This is a genomic window from Paraflavitalea devenefica (genome assembly GCF_011759375.1).
In the GTDB taxonomy this organism is placed as follows: domain Bacteria; phylum Bacteroidota; class Bacteroidia; order Chitinophagales; family Chitinophagaceae; genus Paraflavitalea; species Paraflavitalea devenefica.
The window spans coordinates 331470-353351 of record NZ_JAARML010000002.1; the positions used below are offsets into that span (position 1 = coordinate 331470).

Below are 21882 nucleotides of genomic sequence, written 5' to 3' on the forward strand. Positions count from 1 at the left end.
AAAACCAGATCTATGAAGTACAGAATTTTACTCACCACTACAGCCTTGTTTTCTATACTGCTGGCTGCTGCACAGGAACCGGTAAAGCGTGCGTATGCTATTACAGCCGATACCAAAGGGTCCTTTGCATGGACAGAGGTAAAGCTGCTGGACCTTGGCACCGGTGAGGTCGTGCAATCTGTTTATGAGAATAAACAAAATGGTTTTACTGTTACCAGTGCAAGAACAGGTAAGGTTATTAACGTAAAAGATGCGAAGGGCAACATTGCAGATGTTAACCAGCTTCCTTTTTCTTCTTTCTCTGCCGCCTGCGCCTTCGACAAAAAGCACGATCGCCTGTACTACACACCCATGGGCTATAACCAGCTCCGGTATATTGACCTAAGCGCTAAAACGCCTTCCATTGCTTATTTTGACGGGGAAGCTTTCGGCGTAGCCAAAGACCTGAAAGATGAAGCCAATCATATTACCCGCATGGCGATAGCAGTAGACGGACAGGGTTATGCATTGAGCAATGATGGCAATCACTTCATCAAATTCACCACAGGCCGCAAGCCTGTGATCACCGACCTCGGTGCATTGGAAGATGATCCCGCCAATGGTACTGTTTCTATTCATACCAAACCTACCAGTTGGGGCGGCGATATGGTGGCCGATGCATTGGGCAATCTCTATGTGATCTCTGCCAGCCGCTATGTGTTCAAAGTGGATATCAATACCAAACGGGCTACCTATGTAGCTACGGTCAATGATATTCCTGCTACTTTTACTACCAATGGGGCAGCAGTGGTAGCCGATGACAAGCTCATCGTAAGCAGCGCCAACTCTGTAGAAGGGTACTATGAAGTGGATATGAATAACTGGAAAGCCGCCAGGGTATCTGGTAACGGTACTGTATACAATGCATCTGACCTGGCCAATGGCAACCTTGCTTTTGAAGGCAAGCGGACCACTACGATACCGGCCTTTATTACCCGGGAAACAGTGCACAATGACAAGATTGCCCTGTATCCCAATCCAGTTACCAAAGACATGTTCCGGGTGAGCTTTAACACAGGAGCAGGGCGCTATAATATCCAACTGGTAGACCTTAATGGCCGGCTGGTATCACAAAAGATCGTAAACATTGGATATGAAGGCCAGGTGGCCGAAGTGCCTTTATCCATTAAAACGGCAAAAGGTATGTACCTGGTAAAGGTGCTGGACAATACAAAGAAAACAGTATATGCCGACAAGATAATGGTGTCGTCTAATTAGGATTAAAATGTCATCCTGCTTGTCCCGCTCTGCGGGGAGCCTGTCTAAGGATGTGAAAATAGCAACGGGGGATCATACTTTAACAAGTAGGGTCCCTTTTTTGTTGGCCGGTATTAAAATTGCAGTTTTACTATTTTATTGGTTATCCGTGTAATCCTAATAAATCCTAAAATCCGGGACAAATATTTGGAAACCCTATGGCGGAAAATGTAAATTGTACCATGCATGATATAGAACCATTCTATAATTGGCGCCACATTTATACCAGTGAGCAGGACGAGCGGTCGCCCTTCTTTGGGAGGGTGTATTCGGAATTTACTTTTACCCAGGCCATCTATAACTACCTTATACACCCCCAGTGGGACGACTTTGGCTCCCGTACCCTGTACCTCAAAGTGCTGATGGCCGATTATGATGAACATTATGTGATCATTGAATTGATAGGAGAGTGGAATGACGCTATTGAAAATGATATCATGGAGCTGAAGCGGGAGGTGACAGACCAGTTCTTTGCGGCGGGTATTACCAAGTTCATATTCATTGGAGAGAATGTATTGAACTTCCATAGTGGTGACCGCGACTATTACCAGGAATGGTTTGATGAGGTGACCGATGAAAATGGCTGGGTGGTGATCCTGAATATGCCGGAACAGACACAACATGATTTCAGAAGGGCCAAACTGAACCGCTATGTAGAGCTGATGCAACTGGACAACTGGCGCACGTACAAGCCTTTTCACCTGTTTAAAAAGATTGACGGAGAGATACAAAAACGGCTGGAATAGCGGCCGGATAAGGGTTTTTGTATCAAAAGGGCCTGTTGGGCATCGTAATTCGCCCCGAAAAAAAGAATTTTGTTTTTCACGATTACTGACTATTTTTGATTCATGTTAAAGGCAAAAGCATACCGTTATTTTTACTTTTATTTTTATTTCTACTTTACCAGTAGGCCGGGAATGCTTTTGTTGAAAGTAAAATAGAACAAGTAAAATCAACATAAGAGTCCCGGCCAAAAAGGCCGGGATTTTTTTTGCCACTGTGTACTGTCTATCAGTACAGTAGGCTTTAAAATCAACCGGATGGAACAACAGCGACAATTGGAACCATTACAGAGCAGCTCTTCCCCCAAAGCGGCAGGAAAAGGTATTCGGGTATCTATTCAGGGCTATGAAGGCAGTTTTCACCAGGTAGCCGCACAGCAATTCTTTGGCAAGGAAGTAGAAGTAATACCCTGCGCCACCTTCCGTGAAGTGGTAAAGATCGCGGCCAATAAGAAGGAGAGTGAAGGGGGCGTAATGGCCATCGAAAATTCCATCGCCGGCAGCATCCTCCCCAACTATAACCTGTTGCAGAAAAGTAGCCTGAAGATCATAGGAGAGATATACCTGCCCATTAAGCAACAACTGCTGGTAAATCCGGGTGTAAAGCTGGAAGATATACGCGAAGTGCACTCGCACCACATGGCCATCCAGCAGTGCCTGGAGTTCCTGGACAAGTATGATTGGAAGCTGGTGGAAACAGAAGATACAGCCCTTAGCGCCAAACACCTGCACCAGCACAGAAGCAAACACATCGCTGCCATTGCCAGTAAGCTCGCAGCCGATCTGTTTGAGCTGGAAGTCATTGCGCCCAATATCCATACCATGAAAAGCAACTACACGCGTTTCCTCGTATTGCAACCGGAAGAAGTGGCACAGCCGGTGAGTGATGCCAATAAAGCCTCCGTGAACTTTCATACCGATCACTCACGCGGTAGTCTGGCGCGGGTACTTTCAAAGATCGCAGATGGCGGTATCAATCTCAGCAAACTGCAAAGCTTTCCCATTCCGGGCAGCGACTGGCAATATAGTTTTCATGCAGACATGGAGTTTGAAGCATTGGAACAATTCAATACCGTGATTGAAAATATCAAACCGATCACGGCAGCGTTGAAGATCTACGGAGTTTATAAAAACGGCAAATAAGCTTTATGAATATCGCTACATCAAAAAGGCTGGAAGGTATCGGTGAATACTATTTCTCCCAAAAGCTGCGGGAGATAGATGAGCTGAACAAACAGGGTAAGCAGGTGATCAACCTGGGCATTGGCAGTCCTGATCTGCCGCCGCATCCGGAAGTGATTAAAACCCTGCAGGAAGAAAGTGCAAAAAGCAACACCCATGCTTACCAAAGCTATAAAGGATCGCCGGTATTGCGCAAGTCAGTGGCCGACTGGTACAGCAAGTGGTATGGGGTAACGCTCAATCCCGATACCGAGGTATTGCCCCTCATCGGCAGCAAGGAAGGTATTATGCACATTTGCATGACCTACCTGAATGAAGGCGATAAAGCTCTGGTGCCCAACCCGGGTTATCCCACCTACAGAAGTGCGGTGAAACTGGCAGGCGGCGAGTGTGTGGATTATGAACTGAAAGAAGAAAATAACTGGTATCCTGATTTTGAAGCGTTGGATGCTGTGGTGGCCAAAGGCGGTTTCAAGCTCATGTGGGTGAACTATCCGCAGATGCCTACCGGGCAATTACCGGAGCGCGAGCTGTTTGAAAAGCTGATCGCCTTTGGTAAGAAGCACAACCTACTCATCTGCCATGATAATCCCTACAGCTTTATCCTGAATGAAGCACCCATGAGCCTGCTGAGTGTGGAAGGCGCTAAAGAAGTGGTGATTGAATTGAACTCCCTGAGCAAGTCGCAGAACATGGCAGGCTGGCGCGTAGGCACTTTGTGTGGCGCCAAGGAGCGGATTGACGAAGTGTTGCGCTTTAAGAGCAATATGGACAGTGGTATGTTCCTGCCCCTGCAACTGGCGGCCGCCAAAGCCCTGGGACTGGATAAAGACTGGTACGACAGCGTGAATAAAGTATATGCTGCCAGACGGAAAAAGGTATTTGAATTACTGGACCTGCTGGATTGTGTATACGACAAAACGCAGGCTGGCATGTTTGTATGGGCTAAGATACCTGCGGGGTATAAAAATGGTTTTGCCCTCAGCGATGAGATATTGTACAATGCCAATGTATTCATCACGCCGGGCGGCATCTTTGGCAGTGCCGGCGATCCCTACATACGGGTAAGCTTGTGCAGTCCGGAAGAAAAACTGGCGGAAAGTATAAAACGGGTCAATGAATTATTTCTACAGGTAAAAGATAAATAGCATGTTCAATACGGTTACGATAGTGGGCGTTGGTTTGATCAGTGGTTCTTTCAGTCTTGCGCTCAAAGAAAAAGGATTAGTCAAGAAAGTGATTGGCGTAAGCCGTACAGCCGCCAGTGCGCAAAAGGCGCTGGAGCTGGGACTGATTGATGAAGTTTTGCCATTGGAACAAGCTGTTCCGCAGAGTGACCTGGTATATGTAGCCATCCCGGTAGATGCGACCATCCCGGTGATGCGGCAGGTAATGGACCTGGTGACGGATCAGCAGATAGTGGCGGATGCCGGTTCTACCAAACATGCGTTGTGTGAAGCCCTGGGCCATCACCCTATGCGGGCGCGGTTTGTGGCTACCCACCCGATGTGGGGTACAGAATACAGCGGACCGGAAGCGGCCGTACGGGATGCTTTCGTGGGCAGGGCCTGTGTGATCTGCGAAAAGGAGAAAAGTGACCCGGCAGCGGTAGAAAAGGTGGAAGCAGTGTACCGGGCACTGGGCATGCACATGACCTATATGGATGCAGACGGGCATGATATGCACGCGGCCTATATTAGCCATATTTCACATATTACCTCTTTTGCCCTGGCGAATACGGTTTTAGAGAAAGAAAGGGAAGATGAAGCCATTTTTGAGCTGGCAGGCGGTGGCTTTGAAAGTACGGTAAGGCTGGCCAAAAGTAACCCGGCCATGTGGGTGCCCATCTTCATGCAAAACCGTGAAAATGTGTTAGATGTGCTTAATGAGCACATCAGCCAGCTACGCAAGTTCAAGGCCTGTCTGGAAAAAGAGAACTATACGTATTTGCAGGAGCTGATAGAGAATGCCAATAAGATAAAACGGATCCTGAAGTAAGTCAGGCTGTTACAGGTTAAAGAAACAGTGTATGATATGTTATTCGGGCATCATAATGAATGGATTAGGCTAAGGCGGGCAATAGTAGTACCTTTGCGCAAATTTTAATTGATATGATGACTTTTGCTGAGTTGGGTTTGGATGCGAAACTGGTACAGGCTACCGACGCATTAGGCTATAAAAACCCAACCCCTATACAGGAAAAGGCGATTCCTGTTCTTTTGAGCGGCACTAAGGACCTGGTAGGTTTGGCACAGACAGGTACTGGTAAAACGGCGGCTTTTGGCCTGCCCCTGCTGCACTTGATAGATGAAGGACAGAAATTTCCCCAGGCATTGGTAGTATGCCCTACCAGGGAGCTATGCCTGCAGATTGTGAGTGAATTAGAGCTGTTTAAGAAATTCCAGACCGGCATGCATGTAGTAGCCGTTTATGGCGGTACATCCATCGGGCAACAAATACGGGACCTGAAAAGAGGCGTGCAGATTGTGGTGGCCACCCCCGGCAGGTTGATTGATCTGATTGAACGTAAAGCGATCAATTTAGAACAAATTAAATATGTGGTGCTGGATGAGGCGGACGAAATGCTGAACATGGGTTTTAAGGATGATATTGAATTCATCCTGCAGAATACGCCCAACCGGGAAAGCACCTGGCTGTTCAGCGCTACCATGCCGCCGGAGATACGCCGGATAAGCAAGAAGTACCTGAAAGAGCCTATGGAAATTACTGTAGGTAAAACCAATACGGCCAATAAAAATATCGACCACCAGTACTTTGTAACCAGTGCGCAGCACCGCTACCAGACACTGAAACGGTTGATTGATTTTAACCCGGGTATTTATGGCATCATTTTTACCCGCACCAAGGCCGATGCACAGGAGATTGCGGAGAAACTGACGCGGGAAGGATATGATATTGATGCATTGCATGGCGACCTGACACAGCAGCAGCGGGATAAGGTAATGGGTGAGTTCAGGGAAAAGACCTTACAGCTCTTAATAGCCACCGACGTGGCAGCCAGGGGGATTGACGTACAGGGCATCACCCATGTGATCAACTATGAGTTGCCCGATGATGTGGAAGTGTACACACACCGTAGCGGCCGTACCGGCCGGGCTGGTAATACCGGTGTATGTATGTCTATCATCCACATCCGCGAGATGGGTAAAATGCGGCATATTCAGAGCATTGTACAGGCGCCTTTCCATAAGATGGATATTCCCGGTGGTAAGGATGTTTGCCGTAAGCAGTTCTTCCATTTCATGGAGAAGTTGTTACAGACCGATATCAGCCACGGCGACTATGAAAGTTATGTGCCGATGCTGGAAGAAAAATTTGCCGACGTTAGTAAAGAGGAAGTATTGAAACGTGTGGCAGCCATGGAATTCGACAGGTTCCTGAAGTATTACGAAAATGCGGAAGACCTGAATATATACGAACAACGCAGGGAACGTTTCGAACGCGGTACTGCGGTTATGGACAGAAGAGGCGGTGACCGCGAGAGAACCACAGGCCGCGATACAAGAGGAAGGCAGTTTGGTGGCAACGGTGGTGATTATGCCCGCCTCTTTGTGAACCTGGGCACCAAAGATGGTTTTTACAAAGCCAGTTTCCTCCAGTTCATTCTTGATATGAGTGATCTGCGTAAAGAAGTGCTGGGAAGGATTGACATGAAGGAAATGAATAGCTGGATAGAGATTGATAAAAGAGCGGCCAAACAAATGATTGCCGCCATTGACGGGAAGAATTATAAGGGAAGAAGGATCCGGATGAACGATGCCGATAGCAGGCGATAGTTACTGTTTGCAGGTCCAGGTTACTGGTTGGTCAACTGCATCTACTTACTATCAACTTGTTGTCGGGGGAAGAGAGGCCGGCAACCGTAACAGGACAAAGCTGTAAAATAATTTCAGTAACATATCAACTAACATATTATGCAAGCAACCGACACCAACAACATGAAGGAACTTGTGCAAAGCAAGTGGAATAAACGTCCCCTGATCATATCAGGCCCCTGCAGTGCAGAAACAGAAGCGCAGGTATTGGAAACCGCTCAAAGACTGGCTAATACCGGTAAGGTAGACCTGCTGCGTGCAGGCATCTGGAAACCCCGTACAAGGCCTGGTAGCTTTGAAGGTATTGGCACCAAAGGTTTACCCTGGATGCAACAGGCAAAAAGAGTGACCGGCTTACCGGTTACCGTGGAAGTGGCTACCGGCAAACAGGTGGAAGATGCCTTGCATTTTGATGTGGACGTATTATGGATCGGCGCCCGCACTACGGTGAATCCTTTCAGCGTACAGGAAGTGGCCGATGCCCTGCGTGGTGTGGATGTGCCCGTGCTGATCAAAAACCCGATCAACCCCGACCTGGAATTGTGGACCGGTGCTGTGGAAAGGGTAGCTAAAGCAGGTATCAAACAAATAGGATTGATCCACCGTGGCTTCAGTGCTTACGGTAATACAGAATACCGCAATGCGCCCATGTGGCACCTGGCCATTGAAATGAAAAGGCGCAATCCCGGGTTAATGATGATCAATGACCCCTCTCATATCTGCGGCCGCCGTGACATCCTCATGGAAGTGGCCCAGAAAGCTATCGACCTCGACTTTGATGGCCTGATCATTGAAAGCCATATTGATCCCGATAATGCCTGGAGCGATGCCAAGCAGCAAATAACGCCGGAGAAGCTGGCCGAAATGCTGAGTGAGATCGTTTGGCGTAAAGAAGACAGTAACTCTGAAGAGTTTCATGCCGCCCTGGAGAAACTCCGTCAGCAGATCAATCACCTCGATGATGAGCTGATGCAGATACTGGGACAGCGGATGAAGATTGCAGAGAAGATCGGTGAATACAAGAAGAACAACAATATTACCATCCTGCAAACCAACCGCTGGAATGAGATCCTGGAAAGGGCTTTCAAAAAAGGCGATAAGCTGAATCTTTCCAAAGAATTCATTACAAAGTATTTTGACGCTGTGCACATGGAAAGTATCAACCACCAGAATAAGATCATGAACGCTTAGGTGTTGACAACCGCGCTGAAATAATATACAAATGGTAAATAGTCAGAACAAGGTTTATCTGTTTGTCCATATTATCTGGAGCGTGCACAACCGTGAGCCATTACTTACCAAACCCATCCGTGCCATCCTGTTTTCCCAGATGCAGAAGCGTGCGGGGGAGAAAGGGATCCATGTGCTGGCCGTGAACGGCGTGGAAGATCATGTCCATACCTTGTTGCAACTGCACCCGGCGCAAAACCTTTCGCAGGTGGTAAAAAGTATCCGCACGGATGCGATGGATTGGCTCAATGAAACGAAACTCATCAGCAGTCCGTTCCAATGGGAAGAGCCTTATGCGGCTTTATCGGTAAATCCCAGTACCCTTAAACAGGTGAGTGATTTTATCGGCCGGCAGGAGGAATACCATAAAACGAAGACGCTGGAGAGCGAATTGGAAGTGTTTGATAAGATACAACTATAAAAGTTATTGCTGGTTCCATGCAAAAGAAAACGTATCAGTTCACAGCAAAGAAAGTAGATTATTATTTCGACGCTGACTTTTCTTATCTCGCTAAGCTCATTGATAAGGAGCATACGGTATTGGTGACGGATGAGAACATCTTCCGGGCGCATGGCAAAAAGTTCAAAGGCTGGCAAACCATTGTACTGAAACCCGGAGAGGTACATAAAGTACAGGCTACTGCCAACTATGTGATAGAAAAACTGATTGCGTATGGCGCTGACCGTAAAACTGTATTGATCGGTATTGGCGGTGGTGTGATTACCGATCTTACCGGTTATGTAGCTTCTGTATACATGCGTGGCCTGCGTACCGGCTTTGTGCCTACCACCATCCTGGCGATGGTAGATGCTTCTATCGGCGGCAAGAATGGTATTGATGTAGGTGTCTATAAGAACCTCGTAGGTACCATCCGGCAGCCTGATTTCCTGTTATACGATTATAGCTTTTTAAAGTCCCTGCCCGATCATGAATGGATCAACGGCTTTGCCGAGATCATCAAGCATAGCTGTATTAAAGATGCTGTTTTGTTCAGGGAACTGGAAAAGAACAAGCTGAAGTTTTACCAGAAGGATAAAGCCGCCCTGGGTAAGCTCATCCGCCGCAATGCAGTGATCAAATCAACTGTTGTGGAAAAGGATGAATTTGAACAGGGGGAACGCCGCCTGCTGAACTTTGGTCATACACTGGGGCATGCTATTGAGAACATGTATGCGTTGTCGCACGGACAGGCCATCTCTATCGGTATGGTAGCCGCCTGCAGCATCTCAGCACAGTTGGTGAAATTCAAAGACAGTGAAAAGGTGATCAAAGTGCTGGCGCAATACGGCTTGCCTGTTCATACGGATTTCGACAGGACGAAAGCGTTCGACATATTGAAGATGGATAAGAAGCGGGAGCGAAAAGACATGAACTACGTGCTGCTGGAAAAGATAGGCAAGGGGGTCGTGAAGTCTATCCCGCTGGTACAGTTAGAGACTATTATTTCACACATCTAAACTTCCCTGTAAAGGGTACAGATATGATTGCAACTATTCAGCCATCCGGTATACAAGGCGTTATCCAGGCGCCCACCTCCAAAAGCTCTATGCAAAGGGCCTGTGCTGCTGCCTTGCTCACAAAGGGTGTTACCATCATTAAGAATCCCGGTAACTCCAATGATGACCGCGCAGCCCTGGGTGTTATCCGCGGATTGGGCGCCTATGTAGAGCAATTAGCGGATGGTTCTTTAAAGATCACCAGCAATGGAGTAAATCCAGATGCCGGCGAGGTGAACTGTGGGGAAAGCGGTTTGGGCATCCGTATGTTCACACCCCTGGTGGCGCTGAGCAATAAACCCATTACCATTAATGGCGAAGGCAGCCTGCTGACCCGCCCGATGGATTTCTTTGATACAGTATTGCCGCAACTGGGAGTAGAGATAGAATCGAATAAAGGCAAACTGCCTTTGAAAGTAAAAGGCCCGTTGAAGCCTGCTGCGATTGAGGTAGACGGTTCATTAAGTTCGCAATTCCTTACAGGGTTGCTCTTCGCTTATGCAGCTTCCGGCGCCAGTGATGTAGCCCTCGCGGTAAAAGATCTGAAAAGCAAGCCCTATATAGACCTTACCCTCCAGGTGATGAAACATTTTGGATGGGATGTGGAGAACAGGAATTATTCGGCATTTTATTTCGGAGAGGCAGTGGTAGACCAGGCGCACCAGCAGCCCATCAACTATACGGTAGAAGGCGATTGGAGCGGCGCGGCTTTCTTACTGGTGGCCGGCGCTATTGCCGGTAAGATCACCGTAAAAGGATTGGATGTTTTCTCCACGCAGGCCGATAAAGCTATTCTGCAGGCATTAATGAGCAGTGAAGCTGATCTCTCTGTACAACCTGAACAAATTGAGATAGGGCCAGGTAAGTTAAAAGCGTTTCATTTTAACGCTACTGAATGCCCCGACCTGTTTCCTCCGCTCGTAGCCCTGGCTGCGTATTGCGAAGGCAAAACGGTGATAGAAGGGGCTACCCGCCTCACCCACAAGGAAAGTAACCGCGCACTTACCCTGCAACAGGAATTTGGTAAAATGGGTATACAGATAGACCTGCAGGACGACCTGATGATCATTCATGGCGGCACCGGGTTAAAGGGAGCTGCTACGCATTCCCACCACGATCACCGTATTGCCATGGCTTGTGCAGTGGCTGGTTTAAAAGCAACCGGCGCTACCACTATTGAAGAGGCCCAGGCCATCAATAAATCATACCCGGACTTTTATCAACATATTCAACAACTGGGCGCTGCAGTACAGCTTAAAGAATCACTTCAACAAATCTAAGGAATGAACAGTTTTGGCAGAATATTCAGGGTTACCATCTTTGGCGAATCACATGGTGAAAGCGTAGGCGTTAATATTGATGGCTGTCCGGCAGGCCTGCCACTGACAGTAGAAGACTTCATACCTGATATTGAACGTCGCAAAGGGGGTATGCAAAAAGGCACTACGCCCCGTAAAGAGGACGATATTCCCATCTTTAAAACAGGTGTATTCAACAATAAAACAACCGGCGCACCCATCACTATTCTGTTTGATAACAAGAATACCCGTTCCGGCGATTATGAAAAACAACGGGCTGTACCACGTCCCGGGCATGCTGATTTTGTAGCTCATCAGAAGTTTGGCGGCTATGAAGATTTTCGCGGTGGCGGACATTTCAGCGGCCGGCTGACGGTTTGCCTGGTAGCCGCCGGTGTTATTGCCAAAAAACTCCTCGCTACCCAGCAAAGTGAAGTGAAAGCATCCATACTGGAAATTGGCGGAGAGACCGACCTGGACAAGGGATTGCAGAAAGCCATTGATGCCAAGGATACCATTGGGGGTATTGTTGAATGCCGGGCCAATGGACTACCCATCGGTTTGGGGGAACCTTTCTTTGATTCAGTAGAATCCGTATTAAGCCATGCTGTATTGGCTATTCCTGCCGTAAGAGGGATTGAATTCGGGACAGGATTTGCTGCTGCCCGTATGTATGGCAGTGAGCACAATGATGCCATTGAAGATAATACCGGTAAAACACGTACGAACCATGCCGGTGGAGTAGTAGGAGGCATCTCCAACAGCAATGAGCTGGTATTCCGTATTGCTATTAAACCTACTTCTTCCACACCCAAAGAACAGGTAACACTCAACTGGGAAACAGGTGAGCAGGAAACCTTTTCGGTAAAGGGGCGTCATGATCTTTGTATTGCGTTGCGTGTACCGGTGGTGCTGGAGGCGGTGACTGCCCTTGTACTGGCAGATCTGTATATGCTGCAGCAACTTATTAAACGCGTATTATAAGCATGGCAATCATTTATCACATCACCACACAGACCGAATGGGAGGCAGCCTCCCGGTCGGGCCTATATGAAGCTGCTTCCTTAAAAGAAGAAGGCTTTATTCACTGTTCGCAGGCAGGGCAGATAGCCGGTGTATTGGAACGGTATTTCCAGGGAAAGAAAGACCTGGTGAAACTGGTGATTGATACAGATAAGCTGACCAGCCGCTGGATCTATGAATGGTCGCCCTCTACGGCTGATACCTTTCCCCATGTATATGGGCCTATTAATGCGGAGGCAGTGACCGCTGCGGAGAAGATTCAGTAGGCTTCTTTCTTCATTTTATGGAATGGGATATCCAATACCTCATAATTTTTATTGTTGGGCCAATAATAATGCCACCATTCCGTTTCCAGTAGGGCAAATCCATGTTTTTGCATCATTGTCTTTAATAACTCCCTGTTGGCCAGAACTGCCTGGGGTAATTGGGTAAATCCATGGTGGGCCGTATCGGTGAAATTGTCAAAGCCGGTACCCATATCCAGTTCTTTGCCTGTTTTGAGGTCAATAATCGTAAGATCTACGGCCAATCCCCGGTTATGGCCCGATCCTTTGGATGGATTGGCTACATAACGCTCATCTTTTACCAACTCCCAGAAGCTTACTGTGACAGAATAGGGGCGGTACGCATCAAATATCTTTAATCCGTATCCCCGGCCATTTAATTCCTGCTGTACGGCCGCCAGTGCATGGGCCGCAGGCGCCCGCAGGAAGGTATAGCGGGTATTAGCGGCATACATCTTGCGGTGCATGAAATTATTGGTCGTGGCGTAGCGCAGATCGTATTGTAACTGAGGCATGAGGGACTGCAATTCAACCATCTTTTTCGACGAATCGGCCTGTACCTGTTGCCTGTAGGTGGATAGCTGATCAATAACTGCCACACCGTAGCGTTTTACACCCGGTTCCTGTGCTGTAAGCTTATGAAGGTGGAAAAAAATTAACATGAACAATAGTAAAATATTACGCTGAAGTGCTATTTTGTATATCATTGCAACTGGTTGATGCTTAAATCCATCTCTGTTGAAAGATACTAACTTTTTGCACCGATCAATTAAGTCAAACAATGAATAAAAGTACCTACGCGGGCATGATGGGTGGATGTGTGTCAATCGGCTTACTCTTTCTCCTGGCCTGTAATATGGCTACTGTAAAACCACCGGAAACAGATATTGTAGAGCAGCCGGAAAAGTTTGAGGTACGGGTAAGCGATAACCTCAAAAAGACACTTGCTTTCATCATGGATAATAAAGGACGGTTGAATGATACTGTTCTATTAGCCAATGATTCCCTCGTGTACAGCTTATATGAAAAAGAAAACTTTCAATCCCTGTGGTGCGCACAGGAAAACTGGTCGCCGCTGGGAGATTCCTTGTACGCGTTCATAGAACGTTCCAGGGAATATGGTTTATTCCCTTCCGATTATCACCTGCGTGCGCTGACGGGTATCCGTACCATGATTGCCAGTGACTCTATTGCCCACAAAAATGCTGCCTTATGGTCACGCGCTGATCTGATGCTCACAGACGCCTTCTTCCTGGCTGCCCGCCACCTGAAGCTGGGACGCCTGGATAAGGATAGCATCACCATGCGTAATGATTCTTTGCTGGGGCCTGACTTCTATACGCAGGTATTCCACCTCATGCGGCATACCAGCAATGTTACTGCTGCTTTTCATGACCTGGAGCCCAAACATGCCAGGTATGATTCTCTCAAGGCCGGGTTAAAGTTTTTCCTGGACTCTATCCAGACTTTCAGGCGATACACTTATGTAAACTATCCCAACAAAGATTCTGCTACGTTGTACAATGCCTTGCAACGGCGTTTCTTTGAAGAAGATATTCTTCCTTCTGCCACACAACCGATGGATACGGCTGCCTGGCGCCAGGCCTTTCTGAGATACCAGCAGGCGAAAGGATTAAAACCCACCGGAAAGGTCAATGAGAATACGGTCAATAGTCTGAATAATACCGACTGGGAAAAGTTCAAGCGCGTTGCCATGAACCTGGACCGTTATAAGATGTTACCCGATACATTGCCACTTACTTATATATGGGTAAACATACCTGCTTATAACATGCAGGTTATGAACATGGATACGCTGATCATGGAGTCGAGGGTCATTGTGGGACTGCCCAAAACAAGAACGCCGCTGCTTACGTCTAACGTATCTAACTTTATCATCTATCCGCAATGGACTGTGCCTTATAGCATCATCTTCAAGGAAATGCTGCCCAAGATCCAGAAGAATGTGGAATACCTCAATAAAGAGAACCTGATGGTAGTGGATAAAAATGATAGTATTATAGATCCCTATACCATTGATTGGAGTAAGCTCAGTAAAAGATATTTCCCTTACCTGTTAAAACAACGGCAGGGCGATGATAATTCACTGGGGGTGCTGAAGTTTAACTTTGCCAACAAATACAGTGTATACCTGCACGATACCAATGCCCGCTGGCTTTTTGCCCGGAGCAACCGGGCATTGAGCCATGGTTGTGTACGGGTGAAGGAATTTTTGAAGCTGGCCGATTTCCTGGTAAGGGCAGATACGGTTAAGTATCATCCCGACACCCTGCGGAACTGGATCGCACGCCAGGAGAAACATATTGTTTCGGGCTTTCACCGGGTACCCATCTTTATCCGTTATTTTTCCTGCGAAGGGAAGAACGGTAAACTGAAAATTTACGATGATATATATGCAGAAGATAAGATACTGAGGGAGCGGTACTTTGCCGATAAATCCATCCTATAAAAATCCCCCATATTCTATGATAAAATGTATACTGTATGCTGTACTGCTTACCGGGGCGCCGGTACTGGCAGCAGGGCAGGAAAAGAAAGACAGTATTGCCCTTAACAAAAAGAGGAACGTTGCCAGGATCCAGTATGGCATCGCCAGCTATTACCACAATAAGTTTGAAGGCCGTAAAACAGCTAACGGAGAGATATTCACCCAGAAAGGTATGACGGCTGCCAGTAATACACACCCGCTCAATTGCTGGGTAAGGGTAACCAATAGCCGTAATAAGAAAAGTGTGATCGTACGTATTACAGACCGTATGCATCCCAAAAATACCCGGTTAATTGATCTGAGTCGTACGGCGGCGGCCAAACTCGGCTATACCGGACGTGGGCTAACGAGGGTGAAGGTGGAATACCTGGGCCGGCAAAAGCCCGCCATAGCAAGCGAAGAGGAAGGTAATAAATAATTTCTGCATTTAATCTGTACCTGTTACATTTGCTTCATTACAGAACCAAACTGCATGGTTTATGAAGAAAATCTCAGGCATGGTGCTGGCCTTAATACTTCTGCACACGCTTGCTTTTAGCCAGGATGAAGATCATATACAGAATCCTACTTTTGGCGTTCACTTTATTTTCAATGATTTTAAATCGGCTCAGGCTATCCGCTCCACTTCTTTGGGTGCTGCATTGCGCAACAAGCAATTCGGCAAGATCAAGGAAATGTCGCCCGGATTAGCTATCAATTACATTCAGGGGCTTACACCCAGTTTTGATTTTTCGACTACACTTAGCGGATCGTTCCTGGACTATCCTTTCAAAGATGGTACTACTTCCGGTAAGGACAACCTGCTGCTGGAGGCGGATGCTTCCATCAGGGGTAAGATGTTCAGCAACAAATATGTTGTATCTCCTTATTTCCAGGTTGGTATTGGCGGTTCCAAATACAAAGGTTACTGGGGCGCTTTTATACCAGCAGGTGTAGGTTTGCAGGTGAATCTTTTTGACGAAGCTTTCCTGCTCATTAACTCACAGTACCGTATCCCCGTAACCGAAACAGCCAATTACCATTTCTTTCACAGCATTGGCCTGGCTGGTGTGATCGGAAAGCGGAAATCAACCAAACCTGTGCTGGCGCCGCCACCGCCGCCGCCACCTCCTCCGCCGGCTGATACAGATGGCGATGGTATTGTGGACACTGAGGATGCCTGCCCGCAGGTAAAAGGTATTGCTCAGTTTAACGGATGCCCCGATACGGATGGTGATGGTGTGCCTGATAAGGACGACAAATGTCCCAATGAAAAAGGGGTAGTACGGTATCAGGGTTGCCCTGTTCCCGATACAGATGGCGACGGTATCAATGATGAAGAAGATAAATGCCCCAATGAAAAAGGAGTGGCCCGCTACCAGGGATGCCCTGTTCCGGACCGTGATAAAGACGGCGTGAACGATGAAGAAGATAAATGTCCCGATTTGCCGGGTGTAGTGGCCAATAACGGTTGCCCGGAAATTACTGCCGAAGTGAAAAAACGCATAGACGTAGCTGCCAGGAATATCTTCTTTGTTACCGGCAGTGCCAAACTGCTGGCCAAATCCAACAAGTCGCTGGATGATGTAGCTAAGCTGATGAATGAAGATGCCAACCTGAAACTGGATATTGAAGGGCATACGGATAATACCGGCAAACCGGCCAGTAACCAGGTGCTCAGTGAGAAGCGGGCACAGGCAGTGTACGACTACCTCGCTAAGAAAGGGGTAAGCGCCGAGCGCCTGAAATCAGCAGGTTTTGGCCAGGACCAACCTGTGGCAGATAATAAGACTGCCAAAGGTCGTACAGCGAACAGAAGGGTAGAGCTGAAGCTCCATTATGATTAGAATAGAATACAAGCTATAAGCAGCGAGCTTTGAGCTGCGAGCGACACGGCCCTTAAGGGCTCGGGGCTCGTAGCTCAAAGCTCGTAGCTTTTTAAGCCAGTTGCCGTTTATAAAGCTGTATCGTATTCTCATAGCCCAGGTACAGGGCATCACTGATGAGGGCATGGCCGATGGATACTTCCAGCAGGCCGGGAATATGTTGGGCGAAATAAGCGAGGTTCTTCAGGTCCAGGTCATGGCCGGCATTGATACCCAGTCCCAGTTCATTGGCGCGTATGGCGGCTGCTTTATAGGGCGCAATGGCCTTTTCCTTATCCACCAGGAACTCACGGGCATACCCTTCTGTATACAGCTCAATACGGTCTGTACCGATGGCGGCAGCGCCGTTCACCATCTCCATCACCGGGTCTACAAAAATGGATACCCGGATGCCGGCTGAACGGAATACCTGTATCGTTTCTTTCAGGTAGTCGGCATGCTTTATAGTATCCCAGCCATGATCAGAGGTCAGTTGACCTTCCGCATCCGGCACCAGGGTTACCTGGTGGGGCTTTACTTCCAATACAAGGTCAATGAATTTCTGCTCCCGGCAATTGCCTTCAATATTGAACTCTGTGGTAATGATCTTCTTAATATCCCGCACATCCTGGTAACGGATATGGCGTTCATCGGGCCGTGGATGTACGGTTACACCATCAGCGCCAAAGAGCTGGGCATCTACGGCTGCCTTTACTACATCCGGATTATTGCCGCCACGGCTATTGCGCAGTGTGGCAAACTTATTAATGTTTACACTCAACTTGGTCATGCCCAAAATTAGAAGTTTTAGCCGTACTAAATGCAAAGAGGCCGTCCTGGTAAGAAGACGGCCTCTTTTTGTTGGGGGCGCAGGGATCTTAATGCGCTAAGCTTTCCTTGGTTACGTTCGTACTATACAAAAGGTTTCCTTCATTATCGATCATGTCCAGATAATATGTTCCATCCATTAAGGAATTAATCTCGTTGATGCTGGTAACGTTGGTGCCTTTGACCAGGAACCAGCTAAACATTTTTACAATGTGGCCCTCTGAGTTATACATCCGCACAATGGTATGCCTGCTTTGTTCGCTGGTAACATCCAGGGTGATGGCAGTAAAGAAAGTATTCGGTCGAACGAGGGCTTTTGTAATCACAATGTTGTTTTTATCAGTTTCGGTTGGGTTGTTTGCTGCACTGCCGGCAGGTGCTTCCTGTAAAAGCCGGCTTAATTGACGTTGAATGGCTGTCTGTTGTTCTATCTTCTGATCTGCTTGCTGATTGTCCAGGCTGTTGTTAGTATACTGTTTCAAGGAAAAAGGATTTGACTCAGGATATACCAATGCAATGCCGGTTTTGGCACGCGCTGAAAATCACGCAATTAGCATAGGCAGGAGAACCTACTCTGTCCCATACTGGGACAAAAATGACAGTTTTTGGGAAAAACAGACCCTGGGGTTACAATAATCAGAACCGCGCGATCAGCTTCAGGTTCAGCAGGCGGGGGGTAAGCCGGTTGGGCATGGCAAAGGTGGCATTGGAGAAATCCTTGATCAGCAGGTAGGAAATGGTATTGTCCCGGTCAATCAGGTTAAAGACTTCAAGGGTGGCCCAGATATTCTCAAAATTGCGGAAGGGACTATGGCTTCTGCGGTTGCTTTTCTCGCTGTCCAGCAACAGGGCACTGAAACCGATATCTATCCGCATATACGGCTCAATAACGAGTGCATTGCGGTATTTAACGCTATTGGGAATATTGTAAGGCAGGTTACTGCCATACAGGAAATTCAGGTATACTTTAAAATTCTTGTTGGTCGACAGATAGTCTTGCAGGAACATACCAAACGTAAGCAGGCGATCAGTAGGGCGGCGGAACCAGCCACCTTCTTTCTGCGTACTGTCTACCGGGTTATTCAGCGAGTCCAGCTTATAATCATAATACGTATCCTTGTCCAGGTCTTCCCGGCTGCGCATAAAGCCGATGCTGATCCAGCTTTCCGCATCCTTCACCAACTCTCCGAACAGGCGCATTTCCAATCCTGCTGCATAAGCCTTCGCCCGGTTCTCACCGAAATAACGCAGGCGTACATTGTCTATATCATAAGGCACCACATCCCACATGTTCTTGTAATAAGCTTCGGCGGTAAAACGGAACGGGCGTATGCCTGATTTGAAATTATAATCCAGACCGGCGGTCACCTGCCAGCTCTTCTGTGCTTTCAGTTCCTTATTCACCGTACCATCATAGCGGCGTAATTCGCGGTAAAAAGGCGGCTGGTGGTAAATACCTATGGCGCCGCGGAAGATCATATCCTGTTTCCAGTGGGCCGGTTTCCAGGAAAAGCCGGCACGGGGCGATACCAGGAACTCTTTATTCAGCGTATTGTAATTATACCGTACACCTGCCTGCAGGGTAAAGCCCGTTGAATCATTGAAAATGATATTGTCCTGTATATAACCCGTAAGCCGGGTAATATCAATATCAGCAGTTGATTTGATCACCTTGTTCAAGACAAACTGATCTGGGTTATAGGGCAGGTTATAACCTGCTGAATCCTGGTACTCCCATTCATGCAGCTTGTCGTTGATCGTTTGCCGCTCCACGCTTTGTCCCCACTGAATATAATGCCTGCCGTTATCCAGCGTGCCTTTATGGGAGGCATTCCAGATACCAATATTCAGTTTATTACGGGCAAAGGTTTGATACAACCCCGCACCCAGCGGATTGACAATAAGGCCGAAATCGGGTTTGCCCTTGTCAAAAGAGCGTTCCCCAAACAGGTAGGCGCCTGTAATGTCCAGCGACTCCCGTTCATCATTCTCAAAGCGGCTAACCATCCATTTCAGGCGGAGGTTCTTTTTAGGTTGCTGTATCCATGACAGGCCCAGCATATTGGTGCGGTACCGGTCTTCCTCACGGCCATCAAAATAAATATCCAGCCCTAAATTGGCGCTGAAGAAGGGAGAGAATACTGAAGTGGTAAGCTGGCTGAATTCCGGCACCAGGGTAAACTTGGTTTGTGACAGGTTGCCCAGTAATTCCAGGGAGTTCCTGCTATTGATCTGGTAAGTAAGCAAGGCTTGCAGGTCGGCAGAAGAGGGTACATAATTACCCTTTGTTTCCTGGCTGCTCAGCAGGTTGCGGTTACTGCGGTTACGCACGCCCACCAGGAAGCTGAACTTGTTATTGCGGCTGGTGCCTTCCAGGTGTAAGCCCTGTTCCAGTAACCCGATATAGGCCGAGCCACCAAACTGCCTGGGCTTCTTATATTGGATATCGAGCACTGAGGACATTTTATCGCCATAACGGGCCTGGAAGCCGCCATTGTAGAAATTGACATTGCGGGCCATCTCCGGGTTGATAAAGCTGAGCCCTTCCTGCTGGCCGCTACGTACGAGGTAAGGACGGAATACTTCAAAATCGTTCACATAGATCAGGTTCTCGTCATAATTGCCGCCGCGTACGGAATATTGGGAAGTAAGCTCATTATTAGAGCCTACGAATACTTTGATCAGGCTTTCAATGCCACCGGTGGGAGAGGGGATATTGATGGCATTCTTGGGATTCAATACAATGAGGCCGGCCTCGCGCCGTTGCCGCTGGTCGGTGACCACCACAGAATCCAGTTGCCGGGCGCCTCTTTCCAGGCGCACTACAACGTATTCCTGTTCCTGCTCATTCAACAGGAAATTGCGTTGTTCTGTTCTATAACCGGTATAGGAAAATACGACGGCGAAGGCTTTATCGGCCGGTACCTGCAGCCGGAAAGTGCCTGAATCGGTGGTGGCTGTTCCTGTACGGCGGCCAAGTATCACCACCGAAACTTTGGAGACGGGTTGCTCGTTTTCATCTACCACCTTACCGCTCACATAAGCCGGTTTTTTCTGGGCAACAACGGTAAACGCCAGGCTGGCGAGGAAGCAGGTAAGTAGTAAGGGTATAAATCTCAACCGGTCTGTTTTTAATGCTGTCGAAATTAGTTGAATTTGTGGTTACTCTAAAACACAAAAATCCATTATTTATTTTATTTTGGCGGTTAAACCCATGCCGTTATGGCGATTAAATGTTATACCCCCTTTATCTGCCTGCTGGCCGCTATAGCTGTGATTATCGGTTGCGGTGGCTCCGCTGCCGTTGATGAAGACAGGCCCAATGCCAATGCACCTTATATTTTAAAAGAAATGGTGGCTACCGGAGATACCGGTATGACCCGGTTTTCCGGCATAAAAACGGTCAATGAACTGAATAAACTGTGTCAGCACTGGGAGCTGGCCGGCAATGAAGGCGCTACTTCCGCGGAACTGGTAGAGGATGAGGATAATGACCGTATGGTACCCGGCCTGGACCTTTTTACCGACAGCTCTTTTGTAGAGAACCCCAGGGGACATTTTACGACCGGTACCTGGAGGATAAGGCGGGATGACCAGCAATTGATACTGGTCCTTACTTCTATCAATAAAAAAGAAAAGACCTGGACTATCAGCGAGTTTAATTCGGGCAGCCTGCGGCTGACTACTACCAGCGATGCAGGCAGCACCTTATACCTGAACCTGTCTGCAGATGGAATGGTACATAGAAACAAATTGAATGACCCTTTTCATCCTGTCAATAACCAATGGCGCATCAAACCTGCGCAGCGAGAGAGTGATAGCGCTATTGCCCTCCGGGCCAAACAATGCGTGAAATTCTATGCCTTGTTTTACCGTGATAATATTTTACGGCAAAAAGATAAGATCAACTTCTTTGGATTACCGGAGATCTTTGAATGGTATAGCAGGGGTATCGGCATGCCCGATTGGGAAGATATTCAGGATTCGTGGGTGAATTGCTTTTATGATAAAGAACAGGCCCGCAAGGGATATGGTGTGTTGCGGGAGCTGATCGTAAACTATGAGTTCAACTGGCCCAAAGGCGCTCCTGACTGGAGAATGGAGACGGAGAGTGTATTGGAACAGATGTACCTGAAAATGAAGTGATTTTCTCCCTAACAATTATTCCGGTATCTGCAAGTAAACCGGTTAATATCTTTATAGTCTTTTAAGACCGGGTAATTATTGCTATTTTGGAACAGGACCAGTGGCCGTAAAATGCTTACGGCGCCTG

Annotated in this window: 20 protein-coding genes; 16 read left to right on the forward strand and 4 right to left on the reverse strand. The window is 47.7% G+C overall.

Annotated features, from left to right (window positions below):
• Positions 1 to 12: 12 nt before the first annotated feature.
• From HB364_RS10940 to HB364_RS10995, 12 genes are all read left to right on the forward strand, one after another.
• Positions 13 to 1257, forward strand: a complete 1245-nt coding sequence (locus HB364_RS10940; protein ID WP_167288020.1) for a T9SS type A sorting domain-containing protein — start codon at positions 13 to 15, stop codon at positions 1255 to 1257.
• 197 nt (positions 1258 to 1454) lie between these two features.
• A complete protein-coding gene (locus HB364_RS10945; protein WP_246228469.1) occupies positions 1455 to 2042 on the forward strand; it encodes a hypothetical protein in 588 nt (195 codons plus the stop codon).
• 294 nt (positions 2043 to 2336) lie between these two features.
• On the forward strand, positions 2337 to 3221 hold the full coding sequence (locus tag HB364_RS10950; protein WP_167288021.1) for a prephenate dehydratase: 885 nt from the start codon (positions 2337 to 2339) through the stop codon (positions 3219 to 3221).
• A 5-nt stretch (positions 3222 to 3226) separates the two neighbouring features.
• Positions 3227 to 4408 carry a pyridoxal phosphate-dependent aminotransferase gene (locus tag HB364_RS10955; protein WP_167288022.1) on the forward strand — a complete coding sequence of 394 codons (1182 nt, stop codon included), beginning with the start codon at positions 3227 to 3229 and terminating at the stop codon, positions 4406 to 4408.
• A gap of 1 nt (position 4409) precedes the next feature.
• On the forward strand, positions 4410 to 5258 hold the full coding sequence (locus tag HB364_RS10960; RefSeq protein WP_167288023.1) for a prephenate dehydrogenase: 849 nt from the start codon (positions 4410 to 4412) through the stop codon (positions 5256 to 5258).
• Positions 5259 to 5371: 113 nt separating this feature from the next.
• Positions 5372 to 7057, forward strand: coding sequence for a DEAD/DEAH box helicase (locus HB364_RS10965; protein WP_167288024.1), 1686 nt, complete (start codon positions 5372 to 5374; stop codon positions 7055 to 7057).
• Positions 7058 to 7195: 138 nt separating this feature from the next.
• The gene (locus HB364_RS10970) at positions 7196 to 8287 is read left to right on the forward strand and encodes a chorismate mutase (protein WP_246228470.1); all 1092 of its coding nucleotides are present in this window, start codon (positions 7196 to 7198) and stop codon (positions 8285 to 8287) included.
• Between the two features lie 31 nt (positions 8288 to 8318).
• Positions 8319 to 8747, forward strand: a complete 429-nt coding sequence (locus HB364_RS10975; RefSeq protein WP_167288025.1) for a transposase — start codon at positions 8319 to 8321, stop codon at positions 8745 to 8747.
• 17 nt (positions 8748 to 8764) lie between these two features.
• Positions 8765 to 9784, forward strand: coding sequence for a 3-dehydroquinate synthase (aroB, locus tag HB364_RS10980; RefSeq protein WP_167288026.1), 1020 nt, complete (start codon positions 8765 to 8767; stop codon positions 9782 to 9784).
• 23 nt (positions 9785 to 9807) lie between these two features.
• The gene (gene aroA / locus HB364_RS10985) at positions 9808 to 11103 is read left to right on the forward strand and encodes a 3-phosphoshikimate 1-carboxyvinyltransferase (protein ID WP_167288027.1); all 1296 of its coding nucleotides are present in this window, start codon (positions 9808 to 9810) and stop codon (positions 11101 to 11103) included.
• 3 nt (positions 11104 to 11106) lie between these two features.
• Positions 11107 to 12105, forward strand: coding sequence for a chorismate synthase (locus tag HB364_RS10990; protein WP_167288028.1), 999 nt, complete (start codon positions 11107 to 11109; stop codon positions 12103 to 12105).
• A 2-nt stretch (positions 12106 to 12107) separates the two neighbouring features.
• Complete coding sequence (locus HB364_RS10995) at positions 12108 to 12410, forward strand: DUF952 domain-containing protein (RefSeq protein ID WP_167288029.1); 303 nt, start codon at positions 12108 to 12110, stop codon at positions 12408 to 12410.
• On the opposite strand, the gene HB364_RS11000 is transcribed toward HB364_RS10995, so the two are convergent.
• Complete coding sequence (locus tag HB364_RS11000; protein WP_246228471.1) at positions 12404 to 13090, reverse strand: M15 family metallopeptidase; 687 nt, start codon at positions 13088 to 13090, stop codon at positions 12404 to 12406. The genes HB364_RS10995 and HB364_RS11000 overlap by 7 nt on opposite strands.
• A 119-nt stretch (positions 13091 to 13209) precedes the next feature.
• On the opposite strand from HB364_RS11000, the gene HB364_RS11005 reads away from it, so the two are divergent.
• From HB364_RS11005 to HB364_RS11015, 3 genes are all read left to right on the forward strand, one after another.
• On the forward strand, positions 13210 to 14898 hold the full coding sequence (locus HB364_RS11005; RefSeq protein ID WP_167288031.1) for a L,D-transpeptidase family protein: 1689 nt from the start codon (positions 13210 to 13212) through the stop codon (positions 14896 to 14898).
• Positions 14899 to 14914: 16 nt separating this feature from the next.
• On the forward strand, positions 14915 to 15355 hold the full coding sequence (locus tag HB364_RS11010; RefSeq protein WP_167288032.1) for a septal ring lytic transglycosylase RlpA family protein: 441 nt from the start codon (positions 14915 to 14917) through the stop codon (positions 15353 to 15355).
• 61 nt (positions 15356 to 15416) lie between these two features.
• Positions 15417 to 16763, forward strand: a complete 1347-nt coding sequence (locus HB364_RS11015) for an OmpA family protein (RefSeq protein WP_167288033.1) — start codon at positions 15417 to 15419, stop codon at positions 16761 to 16763.
• A 91-nt stretch (positions 16764 to 16854) separates the two neighbouring features.
• Here the strand turns inward: HB364_RS11015 and HB364_RS11020 are convergent, their stop codons facing one another.
• The 3 genes from HB364_RS11020 to HB364_RS11030 form a co-directional block, all read right to left on the reverse strand.
• The gene (locus HB364_RS11020) at positions 16855 to 17571 is read right to left on the reverse strand and encodes a pyridoxine 5'-phosphate synthase (RefSeq protein ID WP_167288034.1); all 717 of its coding nucleotides are present in this window, start codon (positions 17569 to 17571) and stop codon (positions 16855 to 16857) included.
• Between the two features lie 88 nt (positions 17572 to 17659).
• Entirely contained in the window at positions 17660 to 18091 is a 432-nt protein-coding gene (locus HB364_RS11025) for a hypothetical protein (RefSeq protein WP_167288035.1), read from the reverse strand.
• A gap of 154 nt (positions 18092 to 18245) precedes the next feature.
• Entirely contained in the window at positions 18246 to 20729 is a 2484-nt protein-coding gene (locus HB364_RS11030; RefSeq protein ID WP_246228472.1) for a TonB-dependent receptor, read from the reverse strand.
• Positions 20730 to 20831: 102 nt separating this feature from the next.
• Between HB364_RS11030 and HB364_RS11035 the strand changes: the two genes are divergently transcribed.
• Entirely contained in the window at positions 20832 to 21755 is a 924-nt protein-coding gene (locus HB364_RS11035; protein ID WP_167288036.1) for a hypothetical protein, read from the forward strand.
• Positions 21756 to 21882: the final 127 nt, after the last annotated feature.

Excerpts from the sequence above, each read along its gene's own strand:
- HB364_RS10940 (WP_167288020.1), top strand. The coding sequence starts at position 13 with ATGAAGTACAGAATTTTACTCACCACTACAGCCTTGTTTTCTATACTG.
- HB364_RS10945 (WP_246228469.1), top strand. The coding sequence starts at position 1,455 with ATGGCGGAAAATGTAAATTGTACCATGCATGATATAGAACCATTCTAT.
- HB364_RS10950 (WP_167288021.1), top strand. The coding sequence starts at position 2,337 with ATGGAACAACAGCGACAATTGGAACCATTACAGAGCAGCTCTTCCCCC.
- HB364_RS10955 (WP_167288022.1), top strand. The coding sequence starts at position 3,227 with ATGAATATCGCTACATCAAAAAGGCTGGAAGGTATCGGTGAATACTAT.
- HB364_RS10960 (WP_167288023.1), top strand. The coding sequence starts at position 4,410 with ATGTTCAATACGGTTACGATAGTGGGCGTTGGTTTGATCAGTGGTTCT.
- HB364_RS10965 (WP_167288024.1), top strand. The coding sequence starts at position 5,372 with ATGATGACTTTTGCTGAGTTGGGTTTGGATGCGAAACTGGTACAGGCT.
- HB364_RS10970 (WP_246228470.1), top strand. The coding sequence starts at position 7,196 with ATGCAAGCAACCGACACCAACAACATGAAGGAACTTGTGCAAAGCAAG.
- HB364_RS10975 (WP_167288025.1), top strand. The coding sequence starts at position 8,319 with ATGGTAAATAGTCAGAACAAGGTTTATCTGTTTGTCCATATTATCTGG.
- aroB (WP_167288026.1), top strand. The coding sequence starts at position 8,765 with ATGCAAAAGAAAACGTATCAGTTCACAGCAAAGAAAGTAGATTATTAT.
- aroA (WP_167288027.1), top strand. The coding sequence starts at position 9,808 with ATGATTGCAACTATTCAGCCATCCGGTATACAAGGCGTTATCCAGGCG.
- HB364_RS10990 (WP_167288028.1), top strand. The coding sequence starts at position 11,107 with ATGAACAGTTTTGGCAGAATATTCAGGGTTACCATCTTTGGCGAATCA.
- HB364_RS10995 (WP_167288029.1), top strand. The coding sequence starts at position 12,108 with ATGGCAATCATTTATCACATCACCACACAGACCGAATGGGAGGCAGCC.
- HB364_RS11000 (WP_246228471.1), bottom strand. The coding sequence starts at position 13,090 with ATGTTAATTTTTTTCCACCTTCATAAGCTTACAGCACAGGAACCGGGT.
- HB364_RS11005 (WP_167288031.1), top strand. The coding sequence starts at position 13,210 with ATGAATAAAAGTACCTACGCGGGCATGATGGGTGGATGTGTGTCAATC.
- HB364_RS11010 (WP_167288032.1), top strand. The coding sequence starts at position 14,915 with ATGATAAAATGTATACTGTATGCTGTACTGCTTACCGGGGCGCCGGTA.
- HB364_RS11015 (WP_167288033.1), top strand. The coding sequence starts at position 15,417 with ATGAAGAAAATCTCAGGCATGGTGCTGGCCTTAATACTTCTGCACACG.
- HB364_RS11020 (WP_167288034.1), bottom strand. The coding sequence starts at position 17,571 with ATGACCAAGTTGAGTGTAAACATTAATAAGTTTGCCACACTGCGCAAT.
- HB364_RS11035 (WP_167288036.1), top strand. The coding sequence starts at position 20,832 with ATGGCGATTAAATGTTATACCCCCTTTATCTGCCTGCTGGCCGCTATA.